Annotated in this window: 13 protein-coding genes; all 13 read right to left on the bottom strand. The window is 69.1% G+C overall.

The genetic code is table 11. The annotated features are described in order from the left end of the window. Nucleotides 1-54: 54 nt before the first annotated feature. The 13 genes from ACFVH0_RS03520 to ACFVH0_RS03460 all read right to left on the bottom strand — a co-directional run bounded on the left by ACFVH0_RS03520 (nt 55) and on the right by ACFVH0_RS03460 (nt 13,453). Nucleotides 55-573: an SRPBCC family protein gene (locus tag ACFVH0_RS03520; RefSeq protein WP_385817788.1), complete on the bottom strand. Its 519-nt coding sequence runs from the start codon at nt 571-573 to the stop codon at nt 55-57. Nucleotides 574-701: 128 nt separating this feature from the next. Further along, nucleotides 702-1,643: an MASE1 domain-containing protein gene (locus ACFVH0_RS03515; protein ID WP_385817787.1), complete on the bottom strand. Its 942-nt coding sequence runs from the start codon at nt 1,641-1,643 to the stop codon at nt 702-704. A 147-nt stretch (nt 1,644-1,790) separates the two neighbouring features. Continuing rightward, entirely contained in the window at nt 1,791-2,633 is an 843-nt protein-coding gene (locus tag ACFVH0_RS03510) for a PP2C family protein-serine/threonine phosphatase (protein ID WP_385817785.1), read from the bottom strand. 479 nt (nt 2,634-3,112) lie between these two features. Beyond that, nucleotides 3,113-3,511, bottom strand: coding sequence for a DUF6221 family protein (locus ACFVH0_RS03505; protein ID WP_385817784.1), 399 nt, complete (start codon nt 3,509-3,511; stop codon nt 3,113-3,115). A gap of 153 nt (nt 3,512-3,664) precedes the next feature. Next, complete coding sequence (gene pssA, locus ACFVH0_RS03500; protein ID WP_259929500.1) at nt 3,665-4,522, bottom strand: CDP-diacylglycerol--serine O-phosphatidyltransferase; 858 nt, start codon at nt 4,520-4,522, stop codon at nt 3,665-3,667. Then, nucleotides 4,509-5,156: a phosphatidylserine decarboxylase gene (locus ACFVH0_RS03495; protein ID WP_266687608.1), complete on the bottom strand. Its 648-nt coding sequence runs from the start codon at nt 5,154-5,156 to the stop codon at nt 4,509-4,511. The genes pssA and ACFVH0_RS03495 overlap by 14 nt, the downstream gene beginning before the upstream one ends. Nucleotides 5,157-5,337: 181 nt before the next feature. Next, on the bottom strand, nt 5,338-6,543 hold the full coding sequence (locus ACFVH0_RS03490; RefSeq protein ID WP_385817783.1) for an acyl-CoA dehydrogenase family protein: 1,206 nt from the start codon (nt 6,541-6,543) through the stop codon (nt 5,338-5,340). A 2-nt stretch (nt 6,544-6,545) separates the two neighbouring features. Further along, the gene (locus ACFVH0_RS03485) at nt 6,546-7,073 is read right to left on the bottom strand and encodes a MaoC family dehydratase (protein ID WP_385817782.1); all 528 of its coding nucleotides are present in this window, start codon (nt 7,071-7,073) and stop codon (nt 6,546-6,548) included. Between the two features lie 2 nt (nt 7,074-7,075). Continuing rightward, on the bottom strand, nt 7,076-8,038 hold the full coding sequence (locus ACFVH0_RS03480) for a CoA ester lyase (protein ID WP_266728439.1): 963 nt from the start codon (nt 8,036-8,038) through the stop codon (nt 7,076-7,078). Beyond that, nucleotides 8,035-10,047, bottom strand: coding sequence for a protein meaA (locus ACFVH0_RS03475; RefSeq protein WP_385817781.1), 2,013 nt, complete (start codon nt 10,045-10,047; stop codon nt 8,035-8,037). Before ACFVH0_RS03475 ends, ACFVH0_RS03480 begins: the two co-directional genes overlap by 4 nt. A 1-nt stretch (nt 10,048) precedes the next feature. After that, nucleotides 10,049-11,386, bottom strand: a complete 1,338-nt coding sequence (gene ccrA, locus ACFVH0_RS03470; protein WP_385817780.1) for a crotonyl-CoA carboxylase/reductase — start codon at nt 11,384-11,386, stop codon at nt 10,049-10,051. 365 nt (nt 11,387-11,751) lie between these two features. Next, nucleotides 11,752-12,546 carry a GNAT family N-acetyltransferase gene (locus ACFVH0_RS03465; RefSeq protein ID WP_385817779.1) on the bottom strand — a complete coding sequence of 265 codons (795 nt, stop codon included), beginning with the start codon at nt 12,544-12,546 and terminating at the stop codon, nt 11,752-11,754. A gap of 91 nt (nt 12,547-12,637) precedes the next feature. Continuing rightward, nucleotides 12,638-13,453 (bottom strand): TetR family transcriptional regulator, encoded by an 816-nt coding sequence (locus ACFVH0_RS03460; RefSeq protein ID WP_385817778.1) that lies wholly within the window; start codon nt 13,451-13,453, stop codon nt 12,638-12,640. Nucleotides 13,454-13,581: the final 128 nt, after the last annotated feature.

Raw genomic sequence — 13,581 nt, 5'->3', positions numbered from 1 at the left:
TCCTCCGGGGGCGGGGCGGGGCGCCGACGCCGCGCCCCGCCCGGCCACCGGAGATCAGCCCGGCCACCCCACGGAGGGCGCCGTGTCCTGACCGTCCCCCGTGTCCCGGCCGCCCCGGCCCTCTCCCGCACCGTCCCGGCTGCTCAGCAGATCGGCCAGACTCTGGAGCTCCGAAGGCAGATCCCGGCGCCAGGCCATCGTCACGAACGGCGCGAGAAGTATCATGCCGCCGTCCAGATGGGGCTTGACCGAGACGGTGACCGTCGTGCCCAGCCGCCCCGGACTCAGCCGGAACTCCAGCTCCGGGGAGTGGCGGCCCAGCGGCGTCCACATGCCCGCACCGCGGAAGACGAGGTACTCGACGGGTGAGCTCGCGGTGCACCGCAGGCGGTGCGCCCGTCGTCTGCCCGGGAACTTGCAGGTGTACTCGTCACCCAGCTCGGCGGCGACCGGGCCCTCGATCACCCGGTCTATGCTCGATGACCACTCAGCCAGGTTCCGCGGATCCCGGAGGAACGAGAAGACCTCGTCGGCGGGGCGGGACACATGGACATTCGCAGACACATGGGGCATGGCTCCACCTCTTACGGCGCCCGTTCGCCCGAGTTTCGGCGTCCGGTTGCCCTCGTCGCGGTGCCGTCGCCCATCAGCCTGCTGCCGATCGCGGGGCGGCGCACCCGTCGCAGGACCGATGGAGTGACTCAGGGGTCCTGATGGGTCACTTTCTCGGAGAGTTGCGTGCAGAGCCGCTTGATCTCGCGGTAGGTGCGGTTCCGTTCGGTGACGACCGCGGCCAGCAGCAGGGAGGTGAGCGCGGTGGAGCCGTTGAACGCCTGGAGAGTGATCATGTTGGTGAGCAGGCTGTGGTCGGCGAAGGGGCCGGTCATCCGCCCGGCGGCGAGGATCGCGAGCGTGGACACGCCCAGCGCGCAGCAGGCGGCGCCGGCCCGTTCGAAGCGGAAGGCGGCCCAGATGAGGAAGGGCGATACGAGGAAGAGCAGCGAGGCCCCGGCGATGTCGGTGGCCAGCACGGTGACAGCGGTGGTGCTCACCGCCAGCGCGGCGGCCTCCGCCCATCTGGCCGGGCCGATCCCGTACGGCCGGCGGATCCTGCGGACGACGAGCAGGAACGGCGTCACGACCATGACGCCCATGGCGTCGCCCGTCCACCAGACCGACCAGGTCGGCCAGAATTCGTCGGCCGGGAGCACGCCCGAGACGGCCAGGGCTCCGGTGCCCACCGTCGCGCTGATCAGCATGCCGGCCAGCGCGCCCAGGAACACCAGCGCCAGCGCGTCCCGCAGCCGGTCGAGTTCGTTGTGGAAATCCGCGCGGCGCAGCAACAGGTAGGAACAGACCGGGGCGAGCGTGTTTCCGGCGGCGATGAGCAGCACGGGCAGCACGGAGGGCCCGATGGCGATGTTGGCGGCGAGGGCGCCGAGAGCGATTCCGGGCCAGATCCGCATCCCGAACACGAGCAGCGCCGCGACCGCGATCCCGGTCGGCGGCCACAGCGGGGTGACCTGGCCGCGCACCAGCTGCTGGAGCAGCCCCAGACGGGCCGTCGTGTAGTAGAAGGCGGCCACCGCGAGGACCGTCAGGACCGTGACCGTCTGCCGCCGGAACCGTGCGCTGTCCACCACACCAGCATCGGACACCACGGCGCCATGTGCCGCCGGGGGCGGGGAGAGGGGCGGGCACGATGGCCGCGCGGCCTGCGGAACACACCGACGAGGGTGACGAACGGGTTGTGTCCCGCCACGGCGCGGCCGACGTCACGCATCGAGGCGTCAGGCCCCGTCCCCGCCGGCCCTTCCCGGCGCGCCGTCGTAGCGGACGACGAGCACGGCGGCGTCATCCTCGTGACCGGTCCGGTCCGCCACCTCGATCACCCGCCCGGCCAGCTCGCCGGGATCGGCTCCGCGGGCCGCGCCGACCAGCTCCGACACCGCGGCGAGCCCCTCGTCGATCGGATACGCCGGCCCTTCCACGACCCCGTCGGTCAGCATGACCAGGTACCCGGGCTGCAGCAGCCGCCGACGGGTCACCGGGTACCGCTGGCCGCGCAGGATGCCCAGGGGCACCCCGCCCGCGTCGAGGGAGACACCGGAGTCACCGTCGTCGGTACCCCACACGAGCGGTACGTGTCCGGCCCGCGCCACCGCCAGCTCCCCGTTCTCCGGGGCGAAGCTCACCAGGCAACAGGTCGTGAACAGATCGCCGCCCAGCGAGATCAGCAGATCGTTGGCGCGGGCCAGCACCCTGCCGGGGTCGACCTCGACGCTGGCCAGGGCCCTGAGGCTGGCGCGGGCCTCACCCATGAAGGCGGCAGCCTCCACCCCGTGCCCCTGCACATCGCCGATGGCGATCCCCGCCACCCCGTCCCGCATCGTGAAGGCGTCGTAGAAGTCACCGCCCACGGCCAGACCGTCCTGCGAGGGCGAGTACCGGGCGCCGATCCTGAGTCCGGGGAATTCGGGCAGCCCGGCGGGGAGCAGATGCCGCTGGAGGGCCAGGCCCAGCTCCGCGCGGGCGCGCTGGAGCCTCATGTTCTCCAGAGCCTGATCGACGAGATGCCCCAGGGTGAGAAGGAGCTCCTGGGTGTTGTCCGGTGCGCTGCGGTGTCGGTGCATGGCGTCCCTGGCGGTCCGATGCGTCCCTTCTGAAACCTTAGCCCTCCTGCCGCCATCCGCAGGAGGACCGTGGCCGGGGGACGCAGGGCGGAACTCCTTCGGCATACCCATGGCCGCACACCCGCTGTCGCGGCATGCCCGATTCCCGCGCGTCCGCCCAGGACTTCGAGCGTCCCAGGCCGCCCGAGGGGCAGCTCGCGCCGCTGCGCTTCGTCGCGCAGCGGGAGGGCGTCACCGTCCGCGAGGCCGCCGACGTGCTGCTGATGCGGCCGAACGACGTCAGCGCCCTGGTCTCCCAGCTCACCGGGCAGGGGCTGCCTGAGCGCCATCAGGACACCGGTGACAAGCCCATCGCCCATCCGCACCTGACCGTCGGGGCCGGGCGTGAGCTGACCGAGGGCACCTCTCGGGACGCCCGGCACCGAGGCACGCGCCTTCGCACGGGGGAGCCTCCATCAGCGCGTCGCGGCGGTTCGCCGCTACTGGATGAACCGGGGGAGCCACCTGGCCCGGTACTCGGGATGGCCGGCGTGTTCCGCGGCCAGTTGCCGGACGGCGAATCCCAGCCCGACGGCCCGCCCGGACCGGAAGTCCTGGTCCGGGCGGTCGGTGTCCAGGCCGGCGACCTCCGCGTACTCGTCGAGAAGCACCCTGCTCGTCTCGATGCGGCGCAGCGTACGCGCGGGGTCCTGGAAGGCGATGTGCTGGTCGAAGCCGAGATTCCGCACGCTGAACGCGATGCCCCCGGACCGGTCGTGGACCTCGCCGGGCACATCGGCCGGGCACCGCCAGCTGTCGCCGCCCGCCGCCTGCGCGATGCGTTCCTCCTCGGCGAGGCGTTCCCGCACGAAGTCGATCATGTCGGAGTTGTCTGTCATCGGGTTCCGAGTCCTTCATCATCAAGGCCTGGTTCCGGGGACGGCGCCCGCCAGCCGGTAGGGCCCAAACATACTGGGCGGAGCGGGCCACAAACGCGGAAGGACCCGGGTGCTGGGGAGCACCCGGGTCCTTCCGATGTGTCTTGCGTGCCGCTACGGCAGCTGCGCCGTCCGTGCCTCGCGCCGGTTGTCACGGAAGGTGTTCACGCGCCGGGCCGTCGCGAAGAGCGGGATGACCGCTCCCAGGACCACCTGGAGCGCGCAGCCGGTCTGGAGGAGCAGCTGACCGCCGGGGGCGTCGAACGCCCACGCGGCGAGGAGCCCCATCGCAGCCACGATCCAGCTGAGCATCGCCACCGCGAGGACGCCCCGCGGCTTCGGGTACTCGACCCGGCTGACCATGAGCCACGCCACTCCGACGATCGCGAGCAGCGTCGGTACGAAGGGCAGCTCCAGGAGCACGATCGAGACGACCGTGAGCGCTCCGAAGGGGCTCGGCATGCCCTGGAACATGCCGTCCTTCATGGTCACGCAGGAGAATCTCGCAAGCCTGAGCACCACCGCCAGCAGCACCACGATGGCCGCCAGCGCGGAGACCCGCTGGTGCGCGTCGTCCGCGACCATGCCGTACACGAGGACGAAGTACGCCGGGGCGAGCCCGAAGCTGATCAGGTCCGAGAGGTTGTCCAGCTCGGCCCCCATCGGCGAGGAGCGCAGCTTGCGTGCCACGAGTCCGTCGAAGAGGTCGAAGACGGCCGCCAGGAGCATCAGGATCACGGCGGTGGCCGCGGAGTGCCGGGCCATGCCGCTCTCGTCGCTGCCCGTGAGGTGCGGGATCAGGATTCCGGTGGTGGTGAAGTACACCGCCATGAATCCGCACGTCGCGTTACCGAGAGTCAGGGTGTCCGCTATCGACAGCCGCAGAGAGAGCGGCATGTCCTCGCCGGCGTCCTCCTCGGACTCGGCCTCGGGTACCCAGCCTGCCTGTGTGTCGGGATCAATCACGGTCAATTCGAGTCACCCCCGCGGTGGTGGCCTGGCCGACCTCGACCGCGACCTCGACACCTTCCGGAAGGTAGATGTCGACCCGTGAACCGAAGCGGATCAGGCCGATGCGCTCGCCCTGCTCCACCTTCGTGCCCTGCGGGATGTACGGGACGATGCGCCGGGCGACCGCACCCGCGATCTGCACCATCTCGATGTCGCCGAGCTCGGTGTCGAAGTGCCAGACAACGCGCTCGTTGTTCTCGCTCTCCTTGTTGAATGCCGGAACGAACCCGCCGGGGACGTGCTCGACCGAGGTCACCGTGCCGGCCAGTGGTGCACGGTTGACGTGAACATTCAGAGGGCTCATGAAGATCGCGACGCGGGTGCGTCCGTCCTTCCACGGCATGATGCTCTGCACCACACCGTCGGCGGGCGAGATGACCCGGCCCTGGGTGATCTCGCGCTCGGGGTCGCGGAAGAACCACAGCATGCCCGCCGCGAGCGCGGTGGTGGGCACGGCGACCGCGGCCCAGCGTCCGGACCTGCGGGCCCGGGCGAGGCTGAGTGCCGCGGTGGCGACGGTCGGGAGGAGCCACGGCGAAGCTCCGCGCGCAAGGCGGACCCCGCCGCGTGGTGCAGAGGTTTGGCTGTCGGGCATGGATGACCTTCGTAGCGGATGATGCCGCGCTGGCAACGGGGGACGGCGGCTTTTCCGGCGATGTTATCGGTTGCGAGCAACAACTGGGCAAGCCAGCAGCCGAGTCGGACGGTGGGAAGGCACCGGCCGAGGGTGACAGGGTGTGATCTTCTTCGCGGCTAAATCGCCTCGAAAGGGACAATCACCCCTGGAACCGGTACTCCTCGAGGAGTCGGCGCCCGATGATCATTTTCTGGATCTCGGCGGTACCTTCACCGATAAGCAGCATCGGGGCCTCCCGGTAGAGGCGCTCGATCTCGTACTCCTTGGAGAAGCCGTAACCGCCGTGGATACGGAAGGCGTCCTCGACGACTTCCTTGCAGTACTCGGAGGCGAGGTACTTCGCCATCCCTGCCTCCAGGTCGTTTCGTTCCCCGGAGTCCTTTTTGCGCGCTGCATTTACCATCATCGCATGGGCGGCTTCTACCTTGGTGGCCATTTCGGCCAGCTTGAACTGGATCGCCTGGTGCTGGGCGATCGGCTTTCCGAAGGTCTGACGCTGCTGGGCGTAGGAAACACCCAGCTCGAATGCACGCTGCGCGACACCACAGCCACGTGCCGCCACATTCACCCGGCCGACCTCTACTCCGTCCATCATTTGGTAAAACCCTCGGCCGGTGGTGCCACCCAGAACGCGATTGGCCGGAATTCGTAGTCCGTCCATGATGAGTTCGGTCGTGTCGACACCCTTGTAACCCATTTTGTCGATCTTGCCGGGAATGGTGAGACCGGGCCGGACCTCGCCGAAACCGGGCTCCTTCTCGACCAGGAACGTCGTCATCGACTTGTGCGGGGCGGTCCCCTCGGGGTGGCCTTCGTCACTCCGGCACAGGACGGCGACGAGCGAGGACGTGCCACCGTTCGTCAGCCACATCTTCTGGCCGTTGAGGACGTACTCGTCGCCGTCCCTGACGCCCTTGGAGCTGATCGCCGAGACGTCCGAGCCCAGCGCCGGCTCCGACATCGAGAACGCGCCCCGGACCTCGCCCAGCGCCATCCGCGGCAGGAACGTGTCCTTCTGTTCCTGGGTGCCGTGCTGCTTGAGCATGTACGCCACGATGAAGTGCGTGTTGATGATTCCCGACACGCTCATCCAGCCGCGGGCGATTTCCTCCACGCAGAGCGCGTATGTGAGAAGCGACTCACCCAGGCCCCCGTACTCCTCGGGGATCATCAGCCCGAACAGGCCGAGCTCCTTGAGCCCCTCGACGATCTCGGTGGGGTACTCGTCACGGTGTTCCAGCTGGGTCGCGACCGGAATGATCTCCTTGTCGACGAAATCCCGGACCGTGGCGAGGATTTCCTGCTGGACGTCGTTGAGGCCTGCGGTCTGGGCGAGTCGCGTCATGGCTACTTCTCCACGTTCTTCTGCGAAGGCTGGTTCAACTCGGGGCGGCCGGGCTGCTCGCCGCCTCGCTCCTTGATGTACGTCTCGGTGGGGACCATCACCTTGCGGCGGAACACGCAGACCAGCGTGCCGTCCTGCTTGTACCCCCTGGTCTCCACGTGGACGATTCCGCGGTCGCTCCTGGACTTTGACGGAGTCTTGTCGAGAACGGTCGTCTCGCCGTAGATCGTGTCGCCGTGGAAGGTCGGCGCGACATGCTTCAGCGACTCGACCTCAAGATTGGCGATCGCCTTTCCGGAGACGTCCGGAACGGACATGCCGAGCAACAGCGAGTAGATGTAGTTGCCGACAACGACGTTCTTTCCGAAATCGGTTGTCCGCTCCGCGTAGTTGCTGTCCATGTGCAACGGGTGATGATTCATGGTCAGCAGACAGAAGAGGTGGTCGTCGTACTCGGTGACCGTCTTCCCCGGCCAGTGCTTGTAGAGTGCACCGACCTCGAACTCCTCGTATGTGCGTCCGAACTGCATGATCAGGCCTCCGGCGCTTCGAACTTGGAGGTGCGCTGCATGCCGGCCGCGCGGCCCTTGCCCGCGATGACCAGGGCCATCTTGCGGCTCGCCTCGTCGATCATCTCGTCGCCCAGCATCGCCGAGCCCTTCTTGCCGCCCTCCTCGGAGGTGCACCACTCGTACGCGTCGAGGATCAGCTCGGCGTGGTCGTAGTCCTCCTGCGAGGGCGAGAACACCTCGTTGGCCGCGTCGACCTGACCCGGGTGCAGCACCCACTTGCCGTCGAAGCCCAGCGCCGCCGCCCGGCCCGCGACCTCGCGGTACGCGTCCACGTCACGGATCTGCAGGAAGGGGCCGTCGATCGCCTGGAGGTCGTGCGTACGGGCCGCCATCAGAATGCGCATCAGGATGTAGTGGTACGCGTCCGCGCCGTAGCCGGGCGGCTGCTGACCGACGACCAGGGTCTTCATGTTGATCGACGCCATGAAGTCGGCCGGGCCGAAGATCAGCGTCTCCAGGCGCGGCGAGGCGGCGGCGATGTCGTCGATGTTCACCAGGCCCTTGGCGTTCTCGATCTGCGCCTCGATGCCGATCTTCCCGACCTCGAAGCCCATCGTCTTCTCGATCTGGGTCAGCAGCAGGTCGAGGGCGACGACCTGCTGGGCGTCCTGGACCTTGGGCAGCATGATGCAGTCGAGGTTCTGGCCGGCGCCCTCGACGACGGTGATGACATCGCGGTACGTCCAGTGCGTGGTCCAGTCGTTGACCCGCACGACCCGGGTCTTGCCCGTCCAGTCACCGTTGTTCAGCGCGTCGACGATGGTGTGCCGGGCTCCCTCCTTGGCGAGCGGCGCACAGGCGTCCTCCAGGTCGAGGAAGACCTGGTCGGCCGGGAGGCCCTGGGCCTTCTCCAGGAACCGCGGGTTCGAGCCGGGCACTGCCAGGCAGGAACGGCGCGGACGCAGGCGGTTGACGGCAGTCATGCGGGGACCTCCAGAGGGTCGAGCTTGTTCGCTTTCCGGATCTCGTCGACGATACGGCCGATGATCTCCGTGATACCGAAATCCTTCGGGGTGAATACGGCGGCGACACCGGCCCCGATCAGGGCCGACGCGTCGGCGGGCGGAATGATCCCGCCCGCGATGACCGGGATGTCGGCAGCGCCCGACTCGCGCAGCCGGGTGAGCACGTCCGGCACGAGCTCGGCGTGCGAGCCGGACAGGATCGACAGTCCGACGCAGTGCACGTCCTCTGCGAGGGCAGCCGAGACGATCTGTTCGGGGGTCAGCCTGATCCCCTGGTAGACGACCTCGAAGCCGGCGTCACGGGCCCGTACGGCGATCTGCTCGGCGCCGTTGGAGTGCCCGTCCAGACCCGGCTTTCCGACCAGCAGCCGCAGCCGTCCGGCGCCCAGGTCGGCCGCGGTCCGGGCGACCTTCTCGCGGACCAGGGCCAGCGGGGTGCCCGCCTCGGCGGTCACCGCGACCGGCGCGGACGAGACGCCCGTCGGGGCCCGGAACTCGCCGAAGACATCGCGCAGCGCCCAGGACCACTCGCCGGTGGTGACACCCGCGCGGGCGCACTCCACGGTCGCCTCCATCATGTTCTCGGTGCCCGCCGCGGCCTTCTTCAGGGCGGCCAGTGCCTCGGTGGCGCGGGCCTCGTCGCGGTTGTCGCGCCAGTCGTGGAGGGCGGCGACGACCCTGGCCTCGTTGGCGGGGTCGACCGTCATGATCGCCCCGTCGAGGTCCGCGGTGAGCGGGTTCGGCTCGGTCGTCTCGTAGATGTTGACGCCGACGATCCGCTCCTCGCCGCCCTCGATCCGGGCCCGGCGGGCAGCGTGCGAGGAGACTAGCTCGGACTTCAGATAGCCGGACTCGACGGCCGCCATGGCGCCGCCCATCCGCTCGATCCGGTCGATCTCGGCGAGCGACTCGGCGACCAGCTCGTCCACCTTGGCCTCGATGACATGCGACCCGGCGAAGATGTCCTCGTACTCCAGCAGGTCGCTCTCGTGCGCGAGCACCTGCTGGATACGGAGCGACCACTGCTGGTCCCAGGGCCTCGGGAGCCCCAGCGCCTCGTTCCAGGCCGGCAGCTGTACGGCGCGGGCACGGGCGTCCTTGGAGAGCGTGACGGCCAGCATCTCCAGGACGATGCGCTGGACGTTGTTCTCCGGCTGCGCCTCGGTCAGCCCCAGGGAGTTGACCTGGACGCCGTAGCGGAAGCGCCGCTGCTTGGGGTTCTCGATGCCGTACCGCTCGCGGGTGACACGGTCCCAGATGCGGCCGAAGGCGCGCATCTTGCACATCTCCTCGATGAAGCGGACGCCCGCGTTCACGAAGAAGGAGATCCGTGCGACCACATCGCCGAACTTCTCCTCGGGCACCTGCCCGGAGTCACGGACCGCGTCGAGCACGGCGATCGCCGTCGACATGGCGTACGCGATCTCCTGGACCGGAGTGGCCCCCGCCTCCTGCAGGTGGTAGCTGCAGATGTTGATCGGGTTCCACTTCGGGATGCGGTTGACCGTGTACGTGATCATGTCGGTGGTCAGCCGCAGCGAGGGGCCGGGCGGGAAGACGTGCGTCCCGCGCGAGAGGTACTCCTTGACGATGTCGTTCTGCGTGGTGCCCTGGAGCTTCGTGGGATCGGCGCCCTGCTCCTCGGCGACCACCTGGTACAGCGCCAGCAGCCACATCGCGGTGGCGTTGATCGTCATCGAGGTGTTCATCTGCTCCAGGGGGATGTCCTGGAACAGCCGGCGCATGTCACCGAGGTGCGACACCGGCACGCCGACCCGGCCGACCTCACCGCGGGCGAGGATGTGGTCGGGGTCGTAACCGGTCTGCGTCGGCAGGTCGAAGGCGACCGACAGGCCCGTCTGGCCCTTGGCGAGGTTGCGCCGGTAGAGCTCGTTGGACGCCTCGGCGGTCGAGTGACCGGCGTACGTCCGCATGAGCCACGGGCGGTCCTTCTGACGGCCGCTCATGTCAGATGTTCCTGAACCGGTTGATGGCGTCGATGTGCTGCTCGCGCAGCTCCTCGTCGCGCACGCCCAGGCCCTCGGTGGGCGCCAGTGCCAGGACGCCGACCTTGCCCTGGTGGAGGTTGCGGTGCACGTCGTACGCGGCCTGGCCGGTGTCCTCCAGGGAGTAGACCTTCGACAGCGTGGGGTGGATCTTGCCCTTGGCGACCAGCCGGTTGGCCTCCCACGCCTCGCGGTAGTTGGCGAAGTGCGAGCCCACGATCTTCTTCAGCGACATCCACAGGTAGCGGTTGTCGTACTCGTGGTTGTAGCCGGACGTGGAGGCGCAGGTGACGATCGTGCCCCCCTTGCGGGTCACGTACACCGAGGCGCCGAAGGTCTCGCGGCCCGGGTGCTCGAAGACGATGTCCACGTCCTCGCCGCCGGTGAGTTCACGGATGCGCTTGCCGAAGCGCTTCCACTCGCGGGGGTCCTGGTTGTGCTCGTCCTTCCAGAACTTGTAGCCCTCGGCGTTGCGGTCGATGATCGCCTCGGCGCCCATCTTCCGGCAGATTTCGGCCTTCTGGTCGCTGGAGACGACGCAGATCGGGTTGGCGCCGCCGGCCAGCGCGAACTGCGTGGCGTACGAGCCGAGTCCGCCGCTGGCACCCCAGATCAGCACGTTGTCGCCCTGCTTCATGCCCGCGCCGTTGCGCGAGACGAGCTGGCGGTACGCGGTGGAGTTGACCAGGCCCGGAGCCGCGGCCTCCTCCCAGCTGAGGTGGCCGGGCTTGGGCATCAGCTGGTTGGACTTGACGAGCGCGATCTCCGCCAGCCCGCCGAAGTTGGTCTCGAAGCCCCAGATCCGCTGCTCGGGGTCGAGCATCGTGTCGTTGTGGCCGTCCGAGGACTCCAGTTCGACCGAGAGGCAGTGGGCGACGACCTCGTCGCCGGGGTGCCAGGCGTTGACGCCGGGACCGGTGCGCAGGACGACGCCCGCCAGGTCGGAACCGATGACGTGGTACGGCAGGTCGTGGCGCCGGGTGAGCTCGCTGAGCTTTCCGTAGCGCTCCAGGAAGCCGAACGTGGACATGGGCTCGAAGATCGAGGTCCAGACGGAGTTGTAGTTCACCGAGCTCGCCATGACGGCTACCAGGGCCTCGCCGGGCCCGAGTTCGGGCACCGGAACCTCGTCGAGGTGCAGCGACTTGCGGGGGTCCTTGTCGCGTGTGGCGAGGCCGTCGAACATCGCGGTCTCGTCCTTGTGCACGGTCACCGCGCGGTACGACTCGGGGATGGACAGGGCCGCGAAGTCTGCGGTCGTGCTGTCCGGCGATTGGATCGCGTCCAGGATTTCCTTCACGGGATGCCTCCGGCGGATGGGGGCGCTGAGGGAACGCTTGCGATCCCTGCGAGCAGGAGAGGGAACGGTGTGGAGGTGCTGCCGTCGGTTCGGCGGTCAAAGCTTCGGCTTGCTCTGTGGAGCAGAAGGGTTTGCCTGTGACGCAGGCGTCCGGGCGCGCGGGTGAATCGCTTGCGGGGACAGCCGGCGTACGTGAGTTCGCAGCACGCCGGCCGCCCGGACAACTTCAACGTATGGCACTCCGTGACACCTGGCAAGGCACTCGGTGCCAACAATTTCTCTCACTTGTCACCCGCCGGGCACGTATGAGCAGCGTGGAGGGTGTTTCGCAGGGATATGCCCGCTAAAGGACCGCGAATGATCGATCAGTTCGACCGGTACACATAGGGGGTCGTGGTGCTCAGGGCGAGGAATCCGAGTCGCCGGAGGATCGGTGCGCTCATGTCGGAGGCGTCGACCTGAAGGTAGTCGTAGCCGCGCTCCGCCGCGATCCGGGCGCGGAAGGCCACCAGGGCCCGGTAGATGCCCTTCCCGCGCCACGCCTCGACCGTGCCGCCGCCCCAGAGCCCCGCGAAGCCCGTGCCCGGGTACAGCTCCATCCGGGCCGAGCTGACCGGCTCGTCGCCCACCATGGCGAGCACGCCGACGAAATCGTGCGGGGCCTCGGCCAGCCGGGCCAGCACCTGATGCCGCAGCCGCGACCAGTCGGAGCCGAACGCCCGCCCGTGGGCGCGGGCCATCAGCTCCACGTCGTCCGCGTCACGCACGGTCCGCAGCCGTACGCCGTCGGGGAGCGCCACCTGAGTCGAGAGCTCCGCGACCGGGGCGACCAGCAGGGTCTCCGGCTCCTCCGCCGCGAAACCGGCCGCCGGCAGCCGCTGGGCCAGATCGGCCGGCCGGTCGTGCGAGTACAGCTTCCACTCGAATTCGCCGTGCCCGAGAGCCGTGTAGTGGGCCACCTGTTCGGCGATCACCGCGTCCGCCCGGGCGGGATCCAGATCCGGGGCCGACCAGACGACGCCGTTCCAGTCGTCGGCCGTGCCGACCTGCCGTACGACGTCCGCGGTGCGCTCGACCCGGACCCCGGGGGCGTCGGGGCGGGCATGCTCGCGCATCTCGCGGTCGAACAGGGCCAGAAGAGCTTCTTGGGCAGGATTCATCCGCCCACCACAACACCGGTGCGCGGGCGCGGCAACCAGGTTTCGGCGCGGGCGGGGGGCGGAGGCGTGCCCGCCCCCCGCCCGCACCCCTTCAGCGGTCCTGGAGCGCCTGCTGGATCGTGCGCATCACTTCGTCGAGCGGCGCGTCGGTACGCGCCACGGCGACCAGCACCTCGCCCTGGGACGCCACCGAGGCGGCCGGCTGCTTCGCGGGCTCGGCGCCGACGCTCCGGCCGGCCCCGATGCCGGTCCCGAAGGTGTCCCGGACGATCGCGAAGGCGTGGTCGAGCTGCGCCTCCACATCGCCCTCGCCGTCCGCCCGCAGCCAGCGGCGCAGCACATGGTTGTGCGCGGTGACCACGGCCGACGCCGCGACCTCCGCCAGCAGCGGGTCGTCGTTGCCGACATGGTGGTCGCGCTCGTCGAAGTGGCCCAGCAGATAACGGGTGAACAGCCGCTCGTAACGGGCCACCGAGGCGATCTCCGCCTGGCGCAGGGTGGGGACCTCGCGGGTCAGTTTGTAACGGGCCACGGAGACCGCGGGCTTCGCCGCGTACATCTTCATGACTTCCTTGATGCCACGGCAGACGGTGTCGAGAGGGTGCTCGTGCGCCGGTGCGGCATTGAGGACGGCCTCGGCCCTGACGAGGGTGTCGTCGTGGTCCGGGAAGATCGCCTCTTCCTTGGAACGGAAGTGCCGGAAGAAGGTTCGCCGGGCGACACCGGCGGCGCCCGCGATCTCGTCGACCGTCGTCGCCTCGTACCCCTTCGTGGCGAAGAGTTCCATCGCCGCGGCGGCCAGCTCGCGGCGCATCTTGAGCCGTTGGGCGGCGGCGCGCGTGCCTGCGGCACTTTCCTGGGCGTCGGGCGCGGCGGAGACACGGGGGGACCTGGCGGGCTGGGACATGGTGTGAACGTACTGCATCGGGTCGGGGGAGTGCGCCCGTGGGGGCGGGCCGCCCGAAGGATCGAGCAGCCCGCCCCAACCGCCTTTGGCCTCGAAGGACCCGGCAGCGGGCTTCGCGGCGCCGCGGC

The organism is Streptomyces sp. NPDC127117 (assembly GCF_042677325.1).
GTDB lineage: Bacteria > Actinomycetota > Actinomycetes > Streptomycetales > Streptomycetaceae > Streptomyces.
The sequence above is the reverse complement of the archived record's forward strand: the minus strand, read 5'-3'. Positions and strand labels throughout refer to the sequence as shown.

Bases quoted from the DNA above. Each gene is read 5' to 3' on its own strand.
- ACFVH0_RS03475 (WP_385817781.1), bottom strand. From the start codon at position 10,047: ATGAGCGGCCGTCAGAAGGACCGCCCGTGGCTCATGCGGACGTACGCC.
- ACFVH0_RS03490 (WP_385817783.1), bottom strand. From the start codon at position 6,543: ATGACGCGACTCGCCCAGACCGCAGGCCTCAACGACGTCCAGCAGGAA.
- ACFVH0_RS03510 (WP_385817785.1), bottom strand. From the start codon at position 2,633: ATGCACCGACACCGCAGCGCACCGGACAACACCCAGGAGCTCCTTCTC.
- ACFVH0_RS03520 (WP_385817788.1), bottom strand. From the start codon at position 573: ATGCCCCATGTGTCTGCGAATGTCCATGTGTCCCGCCCCGCCGACGAG.
- ACFVH0_RS03485 (WP_385817782.1), bottom strand. From the start codon at position 7,073: ATGCAGTTCGGACGCACATACGAGGAGTTCGAGGTCGGTGCACTCTAC.
- ACFVH0_RS03465 (WP_385817779.1), bottom strand. From the start codon at position 12,546: ATGAATCCTGCCCAAGAAGCTCTTCTGGCCCTGTTCGACCGCGAGATG.
- ACFVH0_RS03495 (WP_266687608.1), bottom strand. From the start codon at position 5,156: ATGCCCGACAGCCAAACCTCTGCACCACGCGGCGGGGTCCGCCTTGCG.
- ACFVH0_RS03460 (WP_385817778.1), bottom strand. From the start codon at position 13,453: ATGTCCCAGCCCGCCAGGTCCCCCCGTGTCTCCGCCGCGCCCGACGCC.
- ACFVH0_RS03480 (WP_266728439.1), bottom strand. From the start codon at position 8,038: ATGACTGCCGTCAACCGCCTGCGTCCGCGCCGTTCCTGCCTGGCAGTG.
- ACFVH0_RS03505 (WP_385817784.1), bottom strand. From the start codon at position 3,511: ATGACAGACAACTCCGACATGATCGACTTCGTGCGGGAACGCCTCGCC.